This is a genomic window from Streptomyces sp. NPDC055239, from assembly GCF_053606205.1.
Genome location: NZ_JBSGRD010000025.1, coordinates 78,448 through 95,270, shown reverse-complemented (window position 1 = coordinate 95,270; position 16,823 = coordinate 78,448). Strand labels below are relative to the sequence as shown.

10 protein-coding genes and 2 pseudogenes are annotated in these 16,823 nt (G+C 65.6%); 5 read left to right on the top strand and 7 right to left on the bottom strand.

Going from position 1 to position 16,823, the window contains the following annotated elements; all coding sequences use genetic code 11:
* Nucleotides 1-114: pseudogene (locus ACWFRJ_RS43670) on the bottom strand (transposase); the annotation flags it as partial.
* Between the two features lie 45 nt (nucleotides 115-159).
* Between ACWFRJ_RS43670 and ACWFRJ_RS43665 the strand changes: the two are divergent.
* Nucleotides 160-1,746, top strand: coding sequence for a prenyltransferase/squalene oxidase repeat-containing protein (locus ACWFRJ_RS43665; protein WP_453544486.1), 1,587 nt, complete (start codon nucleotides 160-162; stop codon nucleotides 1,744-1,746).
* A gap of 304 nt (nucleotides 1,747-2,050) precedes the next feature.
* On the top strand, nucleotides 2,051-2,998 hold the full coding sequence (locus ACWFRJ_RS43660; protein ID WP_453544484.1) for a terpene synthase family protein: 948 nt from the start codon (nucleotides 2,051-2,053) through the stop codon (nucleotides 2,996-2,998).
* A gap of 629 nt (nucleotides 2,999-3,627) precedes the next feature.
* Here the strand turns inward: ACWFRJ_RS43660 and ACWFRJ_RS43655 are convergent.
* From ACWFRJ_RS43655 to ACWFRJ_RS43630, 6 genes and pseudogenes are all read right to left on the bottom strand, one after another.
* Nucleotides 3,628-4,476 carry an IS5 family transposase gene (locus ACWFRJ_RS43655; protein ID WP_453544482.1) on the bottom strand — a complete coding sequence of 283 codons (849 nt, stop codon included), beginning with the start codon at nucleotides 4,474-4,476 and terminating at the stop codon, nucleotides 3,628-3,630.
* 65 nt (nucleotides 4,477-4,541) lie between these two features.
* A pseudogene (locus tag ACWFRJ_RS43650) lies at nucleotides 4,542-4,670 on the bottom strand (flavodoxin-dependent (E)-4-hydroxy-3-methylbut-2-enyl-diphosphate synthase); the annotation flags it as partial.
* 472 nt (nucleotides 4,671-5,142) lie between these two features.
* Nucleotides 5,143-6,198: a polyprenyl synthetase family protein gene (locus ACWFRJ_RS43645; protein WP_453544480.1), complete on the bottom strand. Its 1,056-nt coding sequence runs from the start codon at nucleotides 6,196-6,198 to the stop codon at nucleotides 5,143-5,145.
* 559 nt (nucleotides 6,199-6,757) lie between these two features.
* The gene (locus ACWFRJ_RS43640) at nucleotides 6,758-7,993 is read right to left on the bottom strand and encodes a hypothetical protein (protein WP_453544478.1); all 1,236 of its coding nucleotides are present in this window, start codon (nucleotides 7,991-7,993) and stop codon (nucleotides 6,758-6,760) included.
* A gap of 969 nt (nucleotides 7,994-8,962) precedes the next feature.
* A complete protein-coding gene (locus ACWFRJ_RS43635) occupies nucleotides 8,963-10,567 on the bottom strand; it encodes a thiamine pyrophosphate-binding protein (protein WP_453544476.1) in 1,605 nt (534 codons plus the stop codon).
* Nucleotides 10,568-10,668: 101 nt separating this feature from the next.
* The gene (locus ACWFRJ_RS43630; protein WP_453544474.1) at nucleotides 10,669-11,802 is read right to left on the bottom strand and encodes a chorismate mutase; all 1,134 of its coding nucleotides are present in this window, start codon (nucleotides 11,800-11,802) and stop codon (nucleotides 10,669-10,671) included.
* Between the two features lie 975 nt (nucleotides 11,803-12,777).
* Here ACWFRJ_RS43630 and ACWFRJ_RS43625 point away from each other — a divergent pair.
* From ACWFRJ_RS43625 to ACWFRJ_RS43615, 3 genes are all read left to right on the top strand, one after another.
* The gene (locus ACWFRJ_RS43625; RefSeq protein ID WP_453544472.1) at nucleotides 12,778-14,607 is read left to right on the top strand and encodes a hypothetical protein; all 1,830 of its coding nucleotides are present in this window, start codon (nucleotides 12,778-12,780) and stop codon (nucleotides 14,605-14,607) included.
* 117 nt (nucleotides 14,608-14,724) lie between these two features.
* A complete protein-coding gene (locus ACWFRJ_RS43620) occupies nucleotides 14,725-15,066 on the top strand; it encodes a hypothetical protein (RefSeq protein ID WP_453544470.1) in 342 nt (113 codons plus the stop codon).
* 751 nt (nucleotides 15,067-15,817) lie between these two features.
* On the top strand, nucleotides 15,818-16,813 hold the full coding sequence (locus ACWFRJ_RS43615; RefSeq protein WP_453544468.1) for a beta-ketoacyl-ACP synthase 3: 996 nt from the start codon (nucleotides 15,818-15,820) through the stop codon (nucleotides 16,811-16,813).
* The last annotated feature ends 10 nt before the right edge of the window (nucleotides 16,814-16,823 follow it).

Below are 16,823 nucleotides of genomic sequence, written 5' to 3'. Positions count from 1 at the left end.
CAGGTGCAGTTCGTCCCACACGCCGACCTCGTTCCACGCGGCAAGGCGCCGCCTGCATGTCATCCCCGAGCCGAAGCCCAGCTCCTGGGGCAGGTACTCCCACTGAATGCCGGATTCACAAGGGCACAAGTTTTCAACACGCGCACGCGCTCCGACCGGATGAGGGGCTTCCTGCTGATGCGATTCGAGTGTTCGCTGGGAATCATGAAACCCAACGCCTCCACTTCAGCAGCGCCACCACTGCATCGACGCGCCACCGACGCGTTGCACCAGGCCGTCGAGCTGGCATGCAACACTCAGCAAACTGACGGGAGTTGGAGCAGTCTGGCAGATGCTCGAATCTTTGATCATGCCACGGTGATGCTGCTCCTGGCTCACAGCAGCGCACCGGTCCCTACAGGTCATCTGCAGCGCGGCCGAGAGGCCCTGGGGCGACTGCGGTGCCAAGGACACGACCCGTGGATCGCAGGCACCGAGTGGTGGCTGATGCAACTGGCGACCCAGCCCTTTTCCCCCACACCTCAACCTTTCGTGCCGGGTCTGTCCGTACCGCCGGGTCGAGCCCTACTGATGCATCTGCTCGCCGTCATCGCAGGGGTACCGCAGGCGCATCCGCACACACTCGCAACGCAGGTCCGATGTGCCTGGGCGGCCGCTTCGGGAAAGCCGCTCAAGCAGTGGCAGCGTGTTCTGTTGTCCGCTGCCGAAATTGTGGCGGCTGTCCGAGCTGGTCAAGATCCTGCCCCAGAACCCGTGCAGGTGCTCACGCGAGAACAGTGGCAGGACGGATCCTTCACCCCCATGCCTGTCATCACCGCCGTCGCACATCTGGCGCTGTCCATGACGCCTCAAGGGCAGGACCAGGCCCGGCGGGCCCTGTCCCACCTGCTGGACGTACAGGAGCCTGACGGGACATGGCGATTCCCCCGCTTGGAAATCTGGGCCACTTCCCTCATGGTGCGATCTCTGCGTGGCCACCGGCTCTTCGACCAGAGCGCTCTCCCTCAAGCTCTGCGGTTCCTGGAAGCCAGCCAGGCAGCGGACGGTGGCTGGGGAGTAGTTCGAGAGATGGAGTCCGATGCCGACACCACCAGCGCCGTCCTTGCGGCCCTCGCCGGCTCCTCCGGCCTTACCCCTGCGCTGAAGAGGGCCGAAGCTTGGTCGGTACGCGCCCGTCGCAAGGACGGGCTGTGGACCACTTGGCAGTCAAGTGACGACCACACGCTCGCGCAAGATGTCAACGCGCACATGATCAGCGGTCTGCGGGACCAAGGAGCTGCGGTCGACACCGGGCCGACTCGGGACTGGCTTGCTCAACGCTCGCGCGACGACGGTGGCTGGTCGGCCTCGTGGTACGTAACCAAGAGCTACGCCGTCAACGAGATCGGTGCTGCCCTGGGAGCCGCTCACTCTGCGACGAGGACCGAAACAGCTTCACTCGTCGAACAGCAACACGACGACGGTGGATGGCCCGCACTGCCGGGCGGTTCCAGCAGCGCGGCCGCTACCGGGCTTGCCATCAGCGCCCTGACGCGTATGGGTACCCCGGCACACGAACGTGCCGCTCTGCAGGGCCTCGCGTATCTGGTGCAAACCCAGCGGTCCGACGGAACCTGGGAAGGAACACCGTTCATGACCGGACCTCGCCCGTTCCTGGCGCACTACCCCACCGACACCCTCGCCCTCGCCGCTCAAGGTCTGCGAGATGCCCTCGTCGCCCACCGGTCATTCCCCTGGGATGGCTGAGACGACGGCCCGCTCGATCGACCCTGTAGTCATTCGGGCCGCTTCCGCCACGATCAATATGAATGAGGGCCTCTACAGACTTCCCCCGTATACGGCCACATCATTCCACTCAGCCCCACACGGACGGTGGTGACCTGGAACCATGAACGAACCTGCCCAGACAACGCCTGCATCGTCGACTCAAGGCGGCTCCTCACGCGGCCAAGGACACCACTCGACGTGCGAAGTACCCTCCATCCCCCCGCTGTGGTGCCCCATCCCAGGCCGCGCCCACCCCGCCGGAAAGGAGGCCGACCAGCACACCGTGGAATGGTCCGCCCGGTTCGAGATCCCGAGGAATCCAGAACGCCGAGAAAAGATCGCCGGCTGGCGGATGGGCCAGGCAGTGGCCTGTTGCGCACCCCAAGTCACCAATGAAGGTCTGTTCCTGCTGTCCGACACAGCGCTGTGGCTTACCTGCCTCGGGGACGAAATCGACGACGACCGCGACACGGACCCTGCGCACCTGCCGGCTCTCATGTACCGGATCTACCAGGCCCTTTCCCCTTTCCCCCGTATCACGGACGACGAGGCCCCCTACCTTGCCGCACTGGTTGATCTTCGGGCGCGGATGGAGGAGAGCGCACCCCATGTGGTCAGGCTCTGGGAACAGACCGTTGGGGCTTCGCTGTTCGCGTGGATGGCAGAGGCGCTGCACCAAGCCCAGCGCACCCAACCCGGCCTGGCCGACTACATCAGCCTTCGCACCGCCACGGGGGCACTGGCACCCATGATGGCGGCCACGGCGGCTGTCTGCAGAGTGCCCACCGCAGAGCTGGACCGGCCTGCTGTCATCGCCCTCACCGACATGGCCTCGACCATCACCAGTTGGGACAACGACCTGTATTCCTACGGCAAGGAGCACATCGGACCCACCTATGGAGGGTTCAACCTTCTCGATGTCCTCGCCCAGGAGGGAGGGCATGCTCCTGCGGACGTCGTGGGCGAGGCCATCGCTTTGCGAGATCGTTGCTTGGCTCGGTTCCTCAGCCTGCGTGACTACATCGCTCAAACCGCCAGCCCCGCACTGGACTGCTATCTCACCAACCTGTCCAGCATGATCCGAGGCCAGTTCGACTGGATGCTGACCAGCGGACGCAATGCCCTGTCCGGCAATGAACCAGACGACGTCTTCGCTGCCACTCCATGTTGCGATGACCTTCGCCCGGTTCGAGTGCCGACACTGGCGTGGTGGTGGCACGACCTGAACTAGTACTCCAGCAGGATTTCGCTGTCTGACCTTTGGGTTTGGCCGGAGGAAGACCGCCCCGGATACGCCGACCGGCGCGGTCACCGTCGAGATCAGCAGTCCGGCCGCGAACCCGGCCCAGAACGCAGGCACCCCCGCCGCCGGTCATGGCAAGAAGCAAGGTCGGGAGACCAACGGTGCCTAATTCCCATCCCGTCGATCCGGTCCGCGGCCATCGCCCAGGCCATCGAGGACGAGATCGCCTGTATGCAGCTGACGAGTGACGAGACCGTCAAAGCACGCCTGTGGGGCCTACGCAGGGCACTGGACATCGCCCTCAACGCAGACGTCGATGACGATTCGACCAGACCGAGCAGCAGCTGAGGACCACCTGTGGGCCGCGCTGATGGGTTCTGATCTCGGAGTCGACTTTGGAAGCCACGGCGTGATCAGTGGTGAGTTCTCTGTCGTGGTCACTACGGGTGAGAAGGCCTTCGTGGCTTCCGGAGACTGCTGTCCCGACGCAGCGGGTGGTCGCCAAGTCGTCGACGGCTCAGGCGACGAGGCGGGCGCTGAGGCCGTCCAGGTGGGGAGCTCGGCTCGTCAAGGAGGATGATGTCGCTGTCCGTTAGTGGGTGTCTGAGAAGCCTCGTTCAGGGCTGGGTTCTTGCCGCTGTGCGGTGCAGTAGCAGCATGACCGTTGCCAGGTAGATCGCGTTCTCCTGGCTGCTCGCCAGGTACTCGTAGTCCTTGGAGAGCCGGCGGTAGCGGCCCAGCCAGGCGAAACTCCGCTCGATTACCCACCGGCGCGGGACCACTGCGAACATCGGTACCACGCGCGGCGGTGCGTCGGTCTTGGCCCAGGTGTGCCGCAACCCGCCGTCCTTGCGTTGCACGATCTGGAGGGTGATCCCGGTTTCCTCGCGGACCCAGTCCAGAAAGTCCCGGCCGCGATACCCCTGATCTGCCCACACGTGCCGGAGCCGCGGGAACTTGCCTGCGCGCCGGGCCGGCAGTACGGCGGCACCGGCGCGGTCGCTGACGTCCGCGGGGCTGACGCAGACTGCCATAACCAGGCCGAGCGTGTCGACGAGGAGGTGGCGCTTGATGCCCAGCACCTTCTTGCCGCCGTCGTATCCGTGCCGGCCGCCGCGTTCGGTGGCCTTGACGCTCTGGCTGTCCACCACGCCGGCGCTCGGGGCGGGTTCACGGTCCTGGCCAGTACGTTCCCTGGCTCGCAGTGCGGTAAGGATCTCTTGCCAGCGGCTCTCGATCCGCCACTGCCGCCAGTAGTGGTAGACGGTGTGGTACGCCGGGAAGTCGTGCGGCAGCAGTCGCCACGCACAGCAGGCCCGTATCCAGTAGGCCAGGGCGTCGATGATCTCGTGGCGGGGGTGCTTCGCTGGTCTCCCGCCCGGTTTGGGCTGCGGCACAAGCGGTGCCAGCACCGCCCACTCCACGCCGGACAGGTCGGTCGGATACACGCGCTGTTCCGTGGCCATCTCGGCCTCCATCAGCGCAGGGACTACCAACTCGCCTGCCCTGAACGGGGCTTCTCAGGCACCCTCTAGAAGGCGAGACCGGACTCCGTGAGCCCGAGATGCAGGGGGGTGTCGCAGCGTTCCGCGAGAAGCGGATAGGCGCCGATCATGGTGAGCGGATCGTGGTGCTGAACGGCGGCCCTGAGATTGGTGAACCGAGCTCCTTGAAGGGAGCATTCCTACAGAGCCGATTCAGCGGTGGCCTTGGGCGGGGCCTTGTCGTACTTGGTCAGCAGCCGAGCGTTGAGCGATCGGGCGTTGACCCCTAGGCGGAGAGGAATTCCGTCAGGTTCTGCGCGTACGGAGGGAGAGACACTGTGTGCCGAGAACGCCGCCAGTTCTCCGTCGGATACTCCACCTGACTCATCGACGAGGATCGCTCTGTGCGCTGCAAGTTCTCCGACGACATGGGTGCTGTGGACGATCTGGTTGTGGGCATACACGGGACGGCCGGTTGGGCGCACCGATTCAGCAGCGACTCGACGGCCTCGATGGCTCGCTCCACTCCCGCGCGGAATGATCGCGGTGCGGCAAGCACCACGCGACGCAGGCGGTGGGGCCGCCCCCAGGCAGCGACTTCGGCCCTGGCGGGAACACTCTGGTCCGTGAAACATAGGAGACGACCCCTCAATGGTCGCGTTGGGTGAGGACATGGGCCAGCGCTGTCAGGTCGCGCCGTCCCTCTGGGGTGGAGGTGACCCTGGTCAACGCCGCGAAAGCCAGGCCTAGTTCACGCCTTACCGTTCGGCGGGCTGCCTGTACGCCGTCCGCCTCGGTCACCAGTCCGGCGGCGTGTCGCAGCTCGGCCACGGTCAGGTGGGTATCGTTTGCATAGACCCGAGCCAGTGCGCGAGCCTGGGGCGTGGAGGAGGCCAGGGCAGCCAGGACGGGCAGGGTCTTCTTCCGCGCGGCGATGTCGCTGCCCACCGGCTTGCCCGTGGCGCCGGCGTCGCCCAGGATGCCGAGCAGGTCGTCGACGATCTGGAAGGCCACTCCCAGATGCCGGCCGAAAGTCTGCAGCAGCTCCGCCTGTTCATCGTCCGCGCCACCGGCCAGCGCGCCCAGTGCGCATGCACATCCCATCAGCGCGCCAGTTTTGGCCGCGGCCATGGCCGTGTACTCGGCCACGGTGACATCGGTGCGCTGTTCGAAGGAAACATCCATGGCCTCGCCCTCGACCAGCTCGAGCACCGCCTCGGAGAGCACCGACACCGCGCGGCCGGGCGGATCGCCTGAGGGTTTGGCGAGCACTTGGAGTGCAAGGGCCAGCAGGGCATCGCCGCCCAGGAGGGCCGAAGGAAGGCCGAAGACCGTCCATAGGGCACGCCGATGGCGGCGTAGCTCGTCGCGGTCGATGACGTCGTCGTGCACCAAGGAGAAGTTGTGTACCAACTCCACTGCCACCGCCGGCCCCAGCCCGTTGGAGGTGGAGCCGCCCGCCGCCTTGGTACAGGCGAGCGCCAGGGCAGGCCGTGCTGCTTTGCCCATGGAGCCTTGCGCCGGGCCGCCCTCTTCGTCCAGCCACCCGAGGTGGTAGCCAACCAGGCTGGCCATCCGGGACGGCATGCGCTCGCACTGGGCCCGCATCTCCGGCCCGGTCACCGCCTGTGCGCTTTCGAGCAGGTGCAGGCCGAGGCTTTCTCCGGAAGGGGGGAGGGATACGGGTGCGTCGGGCGTGGGCATGGTCGATCCTCACAGCAGGTGACAGGATTCGGGTGTTCCGCCGTTTGGCCACGCCAGCTGCTGGGAGTCGGCGCTTCCTTCACGGGCTCCTGTTCATCGAATGCCCCGTAATCGGTCCCTAGGAAGCTCGCCGCCGTATGCGTGGTGTGAACGCGTTGAACGCTCGTGTCTTTGTGAAATCCCGGACCCGGCCCACCGGGGTGGGCTATGGCAGACAGCCTGCCGAGACCCTTGGACGCGGTCCGGACGCCGGGCGCGCGGGACCAGATGGCGGAAGCTGAATCCCTTTTGCGGGTGCAAGGAAGCTGCCAATGCTGCGCCCCGCAATGCGGGCGGTATAGGTAGCGGTTATGGACGATCCCTTTGCCTTTGAGCCGCTGGACGTAAATGCCGTCGAGGGGAACGGTGCTGCTGAGGAGTTGTGCCGCGCGACCGCTGAGGAGGGCGAGCTCGAGGATGTGACGGCCGATCGCTGCGGCACATCGGCGCGATCTGAGGCGGGCGAAGGGTTCGCAGGTCAGAGGTAGTCGGGCGTAGCCGCCGGTTTCTGTCCCCGGGGTCAGCCGCCGGGCCGGGCCTGGCGGTCCAGAGTGCCGGCCCGGTGAAGCAGGCTGACGGCCCTCGCTTGTCGGGGGAAAGCCCCGGCGTTCTGGCGCAGTCGTGTCAGGGCCTGGTCGACCTGGGCGGAGCGCAGGGAGGGGTAGTGGTCGAGGAAGGTGTGCCAGTGGTCGCAGGCAGCTTCGAGTTGCCCCAGGTTCACCCGTGCCTCGGCGAGGCGGGCATGGGTGAGGGCCCATGCTTTGCCCTGGGCCGGGGTGCGATGGCGTGCGGACTGGGACAGAGAGGTCAGGGCGTGGCCGGGCTCGCCGAGTGCGTTGAAGGTGCGGGCGGTGTGGTATTCGAGCCCGGCCCGGGGGTAGGAGGTGAAGGGTCCGGGGGGACTTGAGGCCCGCTCGTGCTGTTGGTCGGCGGCTCGCAGGTCCTCACGGGCGCGGCGCGGCTGACGCACCGCGGCGTAGGTGAGGGCACGCTGGGCCAGAAGGAAGGATCGGATTGCCCCGGCAGTGGTGGGGCCGGCGGTGTCCAGGGCGGTCTGGGCCAGTGTGTGTGCCTGAGGCGGGTGTCCCAGGCGTAGAGCCTGCAGGCTCATGGCCCGCAGGGTGACGGCGTAGGTGGCGCGGTCATCGGCCTGATGGGCCAAGTCCAGGGCCGTGCGGTAGTAGCGCTGGGCGAGGCCCGCGTACCCTGCGTCCTCGGTCATCGCCCCCAGTAGGTGGGTCAACTGTGCTGCTGCTGTGCACAGTTGGCGGTGCACCGCTGAGGTGGCCGGGGCGACCAGCATGCGCTCGGCATCATCCGTGAGGTATGCGGCCAGCGCGGAACGGGCATGCCCCCCGCCGTGGGCCGAGCCAAGAGAGGCGAACACCTCGGTCATCTCCTGCAGGATGCGCACATCCGACGGCGAGCAGGAGGCCGCACGCTGCCCTGAGTCCGGGGTGGTGGATTTCGTCCGGTGAGTCCAGTCGGGCAGAGCGAGAGCTGCCAGCGTGTAGGTGCTGGCGGTCACTGGGGACCGGCGGGCGGGGTCGGTGTCCTGTCGGCACAGTGCGGTGAGCCGACGTATCGGGTCGCTCTCCTCGAGCGGATCGGGCCTGCGAGCCGAGTGGCCGGGCGGTGGCTGGGACAGGCCGGTGTCCTCGGGAGCGACTACGCGCCCGCTGCGGCGGCTCAGTGCCCTGGCGGCGAGGTCGGGAATAGGAGCTCGTGGGCGCGACCCGGAGAGCCAATGTGCCACCGATGTACGGTCGTAGCTCAACGTCAACCCGGCAGCTGATCCTAGGAAGTTGATCGCTCTGGCCAGATCCCCGGCGCTCCAGTCGACCTCAGCGAGCAAGGTGGACAATTGGCGGTTGGGTGCACGGCGTGACACTGGAAGTCTCCTGTCATTCGTATGATCTCGCTTCCTTGGAGATCGTGTGTGAAGGGCGAAAGTGGTGCTGCTCCGCGCACATCACCGACCGTGCCGCTCGTGTTTTCGGGCGACGGTGCGTATGGATTCCAGTACCCGCGCCTCGGACCGCTATGGGGGCGGACTGGCGTACGTGAGATTTCCTGTGCGCCCCCTGGATGCTGGTGCGCGCCGTGGAAGGGGGTGCCGGCCATCCGATCGGAGTCTCCTGGGGGAACTACGGAGGCGGAAATGCAGAGCCAACGCTGGACGTCCCGGGCCCCCAATCCCCCCTGCCGAGGTCCAACTCAAGGGAGAATTGCTGCCCTTCGGGCCGGACCGTGAGATCGCCGTCAATGTCCTCGCGCTCACGAGGTCAGGGTCTTTCTGACTGATTGGGACGACGACCCCCGTAGCCGTCATCACGGTTGAGATGCTGTACCAGTGCTTACGTCAGTTCATTGATTACTCAACTCCCTATGCGGAGGAGTGCGGTGCGTGAATTATGAGGGGATGATGCAACGTGTACATGCGAGGCATAATCGCCCCGCCCCCCCCGGGAGAGCGCAGCACCGATTTCCCGTCGCTGCTGCCTCATGCTCGGGCAGCGCAGCCCAACCACACACGAGACCCTCTTCACAACAACTTTGACACCAGTCGCATCGCCCGTGTCCAGAACTCGAGCGCAGGTCCCCGTCCAGGGGCTTCACCAAACTCAGAACAGCTCAGACCCGGAGTGGTTCCTTCCATGACCATCTCTGTGTGGGTGCGCGCGTGCGGCGCCTGTCACGGGTGTCCATACCTGAGTACTCAGAATCAGGCATTGGCCAGCTCTGCTGCGATGAGGAATGGGCCTGGCGTGCGGTATCCGTCCGCTACGGCTTCGCTGAGCTGGCCGCTTGTGGTGACGCGTCGGCCGTGTACACCCATGGACTCGGCCAGGGCGACGAAGTCGACCGCCGGCTGGGCCAGATCCATTCCGATGAATTTCTCGGGGTTGGGTTCGCTGAGGCGCCAGTTGTCCTTCAGGATGCTGTATTCGCGGTTGTCCGCTACCACAAATCCGATGGGCAGGTTCAGGCGCGCCGCGGTCCACAGCGCCTGGGGGGAGTACATGGCCGCGCCATCGCCCACCGTGCACATGACCTGCCCGCGGTCGCTCGCGAGGCTGACACCGATAGCCGCGGGCATGGCCCAGCCGAGCCCGCCGGACACCCATTGGTACTGGTTGGCCTTGCGCAGTTGGAGCGCCGCTCGGATGTGACGGGACGCCTGCGGAGCCTCGTCCACGACAAGAGTTCCTGCTGGGAGCGCCGTGGCAAGACCGGCACCCAGTGACGGCAGGTCGAGCGGCCCGGCGTGCGCGGGGAGTGCGGGAATCCGCGGGTTCCACGTCGTGCGGTCTGCTGACGGCAGGCACTCCAACAGCCTTTGCAGCGTCGGCTGCAACTGGCCGTGCAGTGCCTGGGCGACAGGAGTGTCCCGGCCGGGTTCACCGGGGTCTGCGGTGATCTGAATGATGTGGGCGTCCTGGTTGAGCAGGGGCCCGGGTGCGTAGGGGAAGTAGCGTGGAAGGGCGTGTGCTCCGGCGATCAGGATCAGTCGGTAGGAGGCAAGCGAGTCCCGGATGCCCAGAGCGTGCGGGGGCAGGTAGCCCTGCCACAGCGGGTGCGCCGTGGGAAAGGGGTTCGTCGCCGGCCAGCCCGATCCCCAGACCGGTGCGCCCAGGGCCTCGGCGAGGGCGACCCCCTCGTCGGGTGCTTCGCGGGCGAGTTCGTCACAGAAGATCAGGGCGATGTCTTCGGCGGGGGCATCGTTGAGCCTTTTGGCTACGTTGTCGATCGGCGCGGCCGCGGCGAACTGCACTTGGGTGGGCCGAGGCGGCGGAGGCCCTGTCTCCTCCAGCAGGTTCATCGGCAGGGAGAGGAAGACCGGGCCGGTCGGCGGCGCCTGGGCCAGTCGAAAGGCCCGCAGAAGGGCCTCGCCGAGCTCCTCGCGGGTGGCGACCTCGTGGGCCCATTTCACGGTGGGCGCGCTCAGGCCGGCGAGGTCACCTGCGAGGACCGGGTCGTGGATGAGATGACGCTGGTCCTGCTGGCCTGCTGTGACCACCAAGGGCACCCCTGCGGCTGCGGCGTTGGTCAGTGCGCCGACTCCGTTGCCCAGACCGGCCGCGGCATGGAGGTTGACGAAAGCGGGGCGTCCGGTGACACGGGCGTGTCCGTCCGCCATGGCCACAGCGGAGGCTTCCTGGAGGGCGAGCACATACTCGATGTCGTGATGCTCGGCCAATTGCCGCATGAGGGGCAGCTCCGTGGTGCCGGGATTACCAAAGACATGCCGGACACCCTCGTTGTGAAGGACGCGCAGCACTACTTCGGCGCCCGTGAGCTGCTGTGCTTGAGAAGTAGGAGGTGTCATAACGGGCTCCGAATCCGCGCTCCAAGGGGGGCGCATAGAGGCCAGAGGCTTGCGGTGACGGCAAGGTCTGCCGGGGTGCCGTGCCGTGATGACGTGTCAGGTCACGCGCCGGCCAGTGAGGTCCCGGGGCCGGGTGCCGGGCATGTGCCCGTCATGTGCAGCCGGTCGCAGCGCTCGCGCAACACGCTCCAGAGGTGGACCATCTGCGGATCGGTTGCATGGCCGCGACAGTCCACCCACAGAAGCAGGGAAGCTTCGCCGGTGGGCAGCGTGTGCAGGCCGAGAAGCTCGGCGTGTGCCTCAGCCAGACACTCCAGCACGTCCCTCAAGGACGTGCTCGGCATCGTCAGAGCCAGACTGGTCACATCGTTGCCGGAGGGAGGAGGAAGCGCCTCGACGCGTCGTACCAACGCGAAACGCGTCACCGGTACGCGGGCGGCGTCGGGGGATGCGAGGACATCGAGCCGGTAGTGCCGTGCGGCGCGCCGCGTACAGACGACCGCCTCGTACCCGGGATCCGGCTGCAAGAGCCTTTCCGCGGAGGCGGACGTGGAAGTGGTGGGCACGGTGGCGGTACGGGGCAGCAGTGACGATAGCCACCGCTGGGTCTGGGCGAGCGCGTGGGGATGGCTGGCCACCGTCTCCACCGTCGCCAGGGGCATACCGGGGGCTGCCGCGAGCACCCAGTCGATGGGCACGTACGCGTGCGCGACTGTGGCCAACTCGTCGGCGTCCGCCAGAGCCAAGAGTGTGTCGTGGACAGGCCCCGACACACTGTTCTCGAGCGGAACCACCGCTTCGTCCGCGCTTCCGTCGAGCAGCCCACTCATCGCCTCATCGAGTGTGTCCAGGGCGATCAGCTCGATGTCGTCCGGTCCGGGCATGAGCTCGGCCGCATGGTGAGACACCGAAGCCGTCGGACCCAGAAAGAGTCGACGGACCCGTTCCGGGCCGTGGGCGGCCGACAGCGAGGACTCCTTGCCGCGGCACAGCTGCAGCAGGCTCATTGCGATGTCGCGCCCCACCGGACCCAGGCTGTCGTGATACCTCCGGATGATGACGCCCTCGCGCTGATGGTCGGTGCGGCAGCCGCCCTCCGCGATACGGGCCGACTGAACCAGCCCCGAGAAGGACGATCGCTCTTTGAGGGATTTGATGATCTGTTGGTCGAGCTGATCGAGGCGCTTCCTGGCTTCGCTGATTTCGCCACTGTGGGAACCCGCGGTGTAGGGCATTACCTGCTCCCTTTTGTTCTTGACCGAATGCGTGCGGCAGTCGTGCCCCGATCGATGCCCTGACTCGCCCGGTGCAGCCGGTGGGTGGAGACCGTTCGAGGCGAACATTGGCGGACACCGCGAGACCGTCTGCACTGAAGGCGAGGTGAGTTGAAGCGCGAGTGCCTCAGCCACAGGCTGCTTTTGGGGTGCCACCGCGATCGGAGACTCGCGGAACGCACAGCAGTGGTCATCAAGGCTCCCAGGGCACAGAGCAGAGTGTGAGTCGTCGGTCGACCGTTTTCACCGGCACCGGGAAGAGGTGTCAGCGAAGGGGGTGAACTTCTTACGTACCCGACGCCCGTCGCCGAAAGCGATGCACCGAGGGACGGTGCGTGAACGTGTTGAATGCTTGCGCCTTTGTGAAGGGTGGAGAGGGTGTCGACTGCAGATGTGCAGGGAGCGCCCGCAGGGCTCATCGTCATCTCGCCGGAACAGCGCAGCTGTGGTGAACCATCTGTCACGCAGCAGGAGATCGTCCGCCTGGTTGGACACCACCGATACCGGGGTTACCCCGGCGCGACGGTGCAGACGGCCGACCGGAGCGAAGGGCGCAGGCAGGGATCTCTTCCGTACGGCACATGCTCATGCCGCGACCGGTGGGGGGGGGTCCGCATGCCCCTGATGCACCCAATGCGCCTCCGGGGCAGGCTGGTCAGCGTTGTTGCCGGGCCCGTGTGCTGGTTCCGCCGAATGACTGTCACTTGCAGCTACGTACAAGGTCACAAGCGTTCAACGCGTTCACGCCCCGCTTGGTCCCAGCCGGTTCCCAACTTCGGTAGGCCCTGGCCAGCTGAAGGGGCTCACCTGGTTCGTGAGGCGCCCGACTCGGTGAAGGCCTCGCGCTCATCAACTTCACGGTCGTGCGCCGACCGGTCGGTCACGGTCTCCTCGACCGGGCTCTGTGTCACGTCAGAGAGAAGAGGATTGCTCGACATGGACTTCCTGCCCGGAACCTCCAACTGGAGCCCTCTCGAGGAGATCGGGCGGCGTGTCCATGCGCCTCATTTACCGGCTGGGCCCTCAGCGGAAATCGGTTTCAATGAATCTGTGACCGATGTGCTGCACTCGCGGAAGGCCATCCAGGGTTCACCCTTCGCCGAACACATCACGTACCTCAGAAACCAGTTCTATGGCCTTACCTCCATGGCTTCCGGCGTGCCGGCATGGAACTACTCTCCCGCGACGATCCTGAAAATCTTCCGAGAAAATCCCGAGTCGTTCGGTGAGGACTTCAAGGAACGGACCAGGGAAGTCAGTGAAACCATCGAGGTTGGTTGCCGCCTCTTGAGGGACATCCAGAAGATCCGGGCTTGTAGTGCGACTAGGGAGAGTGGGGGCGGCCAATCTGTCTGGCCGGTGGAAATCACGGGAGAAGACGGCCTTGTTCGCGCGGTAATTGCCCAGGCGCGGTCAGGGGCGAATCGAAACCGGAGTACAAAATCGAACCTGGTTACATGCCCTCACCCTTCGTGGCAGGAGCTGACTTCCGAGTTTGGTCTTCGAGGGCCGGCATCGTATCCGGCATTCGGTACTGGGGCCTGGTCTGGCGGCTTACTCACCGGAGAGTATGCAGACTGGCGACAGGATTACATGACCGTGCTGATCTACGGCTTCTACTTCGAGTACAACATCGATGCTGTGGGTGGATCGGCGCGTAGCAATCTGATGCGCGACTTCTGTTGCATGCTGGACATGCCCGATCTTCCTGCTGATCTCCAGGCACGTAGGGCGCACATGATGGGCGACATGGCGTTCTTCGAACTCAAGCGCTCACACGAGGCAGACCTCCGAAGCGTGCCTACTACCGGAATGACGGCCTGGGTTTTTGCCGACCGTGATAGTTGGAGAGATTTCAAGGCGTGTGACTCAGGGATCTTCGGTTACTACCTGAGCGTGGTTCCCGGCGATGTCGGCCGCACCGACCTGATGGTAAGCGGGCTGGTCAACGACTGGGTCGACCTAGGTCCTGACCTTCGCAACGGCGAGTGTGCGCAGAGTGTTCTCACTATGACGCGTGGCTCTATCTCGACTGAATCCCTGCTCGAGTGCTACGAGCGCTCATTATGGATGATCAACCACATGCTGACTCCGGAGGGTGGAATCAAGCCCGAACGCTTCTCGATGCTGTCGATGTGCATGGCCGTCTGCATCTGGAATTCCGGCGATCACCGACACGACGTGTGGCGTTACTACGCTCTCGCCGCGGAATCTTGCACTCTGGTGCAGAAGCGGGACGTCTACCGAGCTTGCCGCATCCAGGACTGCTACTCAACTACCCTGGTGCCGATCACTCCTCAAAATACGGACCGCATAACTGTGCCGCGCCGACCACTGCGTTACTCCGTGAGGATATCCGGGAAAAAGCACGAGGGGGAAATCGAGATCCACGCCGCAGTGGTTCAGGGTATCGAGGCCGGCCTTCTCCCCAAGGAGACGGTAGAATACCAGTACATCATTCCACGGCTCCTAGCTGTCGGCGCCATCACCTCCGTGGAATTCCTGGAGTACATGGATCACCACTACTGCGAAAACGCCGCAAAAGTGATCCGCGCCGCACATGAATCAAACTTCAGCACGCAGTTCGCCAACGCACTCAGCTCGCTCGTACTCGAACAATGGTGGTCCGGCATCATGTGCGCAATGGGGATCGGCAGCCTCATCGAAGCACAGCCCGGAAACCTCGCCCACGACCGCATACACCATGTGGATGGGTTGAGTATGGAAGAGCACGGTGCTCGACCGACCGGACCTGCCTCTTGTTGATCTTTAGCAGGTGATTGCCCGGCAGGCTACCCATTCGCCGGAATCGTGTACTGCAGTTGGATCCCGCTCCTACGGTCCGCGGGGGAAAGGACAACGCGCGGATCAGGAGGGGCGATCGTGGCCGAGATGCTGACGTGGGTGATGCAGCGTCGCATGGCGCTCGAGGCGCGGGCCGAACAGCTCAGCCAGGAACTGGTGGACATCGAAGCGGAGGCGGCCGAGGCGGTGATCGCCCAGTTCATCGAGGCCAACCTCGCCGGAGCGGAGGACGATCCCGCGTTGGGTGCGGAGTTGGAGCATGTGACCACGGCGCCCGGCGCGGGTGGGATGCTGCTGGTGCCGCAACTACTTGTTTGGTCGGTGCGGGCAAGCCCCCGGTGCGCACCGGGGCCGACCTTGGCCAGGAGTACCGCGGTCAGCACGACGCCCAGCCGGAAGAGTGAGTCCGGCCAGGGCTGATAGCTATTCCTCAAGGTAATCCCCGTCAGCCGCCCCATATCCGCTCACTGCGACCGGCCGCCGCCCGAGCCAACTGGTCGCGACACTGTGCCATCAACCCCACAAAGGCGCTCATCAACGGTTCACCAGGGCCTCTAGGTCAGGTGACACCACCCGGATTTATGGATAGCAGGGGGAGCCATGCCGGGATTGGAGCCCAGGAGCCGCGTTGCGGGGTCGACAAAGGTAGTGGGCCCCACCTGGCCAGCACTGCCTTCCTGAGTGGGGCACGAGGGTGCCCCACTGTGTGCCAAGGAGGCCTCGGCGTCGGTTCCTGGCTGGCACATCGGTGGTGTGGTGGGACAGAGGCGTGTGGCACCTGACCAGCGATTTATCCCACGCAGTGGGCCAGGACTTCGGGCGTTCAACGCGCTCACGCCTGGATCACGGTGCTGGCGGGATACGGCTGAACGTGGGGGTACTTGATGAATACATACCTTCTGGCGGATTGGCTGGCCAGGTGTGGCGTATCGACGTATCCCCGCTCCCTCTCGTGATTTCGGCTAGAGGTTTCCGTGGTGTCGGCAGCGCTGTTCACGATGGACATCTCCGGTCGGGGGCACCTGCGTTGGGGCAGATACCCGGGCGGTCATATGGCGCCGAACGCGCAGACGCCGCTCCTCCGGGGCGCTGATGACTACGGCGGCCAGCCTGACGCCATCGCGCCTCGCATGCCGTGGGTGCCTCATGTCGCAATGTATCGGAGTGCCAAGTGGACGAGAAGCGAGTGATTCAAGGGACAGCGGTCGCGGCTTCGGGCCGGTCACCGAGCGCCGGCTCCCGGATCGGCGGACTCGGCGCGTACCGGCCCGTGACCGTGGTGCCCAACGAGGAGTCAGCCACGGCGGCGGGTGTCAGCGCCGAGTGGATCTCGAAACGGGTTGGGGTTGAGGAACGACGCCGTGCCACGGTGACGGAGACGGTCGTGACGATGGCTGTCGCAGCGGGCAAGGAGGCGCTGGCTGACAGCGGGGCCACCGCCGATGACGTCGACGTCGTACTCCTTGCTACCTGCTCCATGCCGTCTCCCATGCCCAACGGGGCTGCGTCAGTCGCTACCGCTATCGGCTGCACCGCATCGGCCGGGTTCGATCTCAATGCCGCGTGTTCGGGGTTTTGCCATGGATTGGCGGTCGCTGATGCTCTTGTGCGGGCCGGAACCGCCCGGAGCGTGCTGGTGATCGGCTCGGAGCGGATGACGGACTGGGTGGCGGCCGAGGACCGTAATACCGGTCCGATCTTTGGAGACGGGGCAGCCGCGGCTTATGTGGTGCCGTCAGCTGAGCCCGCCATCTTTCCTGTCGCGTGGGGGAGCGACGGTACGCAGTCGGACCTGATCAAGATCCCTGCCGAGACGGGCCGGATGGAGATGGCGGGTCGCAAGGTCTTTCGCTGGACCACTTCTCAGCTGACCGCTGTCATGCAAGTCGCCTGCGAGCGAGCGGGCATGGAACCTGCCGACCTGCGGGCGTTCGTACCGCATCAGGCGAATCTGCGCATTATCGAAGCGTTGAGTCAGGGCGTTGACGCGCCTGATCTGGTGACCGCCACTGACGTGATCCATACGGGCAACACCTCGGCCGCGTCCGTCCCGCTCGCGCTGCACGCGCTGCGCCAGAGCGGCGAGGTCAGTCGCGGCGAGCCCGTGCTCCTCTTCGGGTTCGGTGCGGGGCTGTCCTACGCGGCGCAAGTCGTTCTGTGCCCGTGAGCACCGAGTT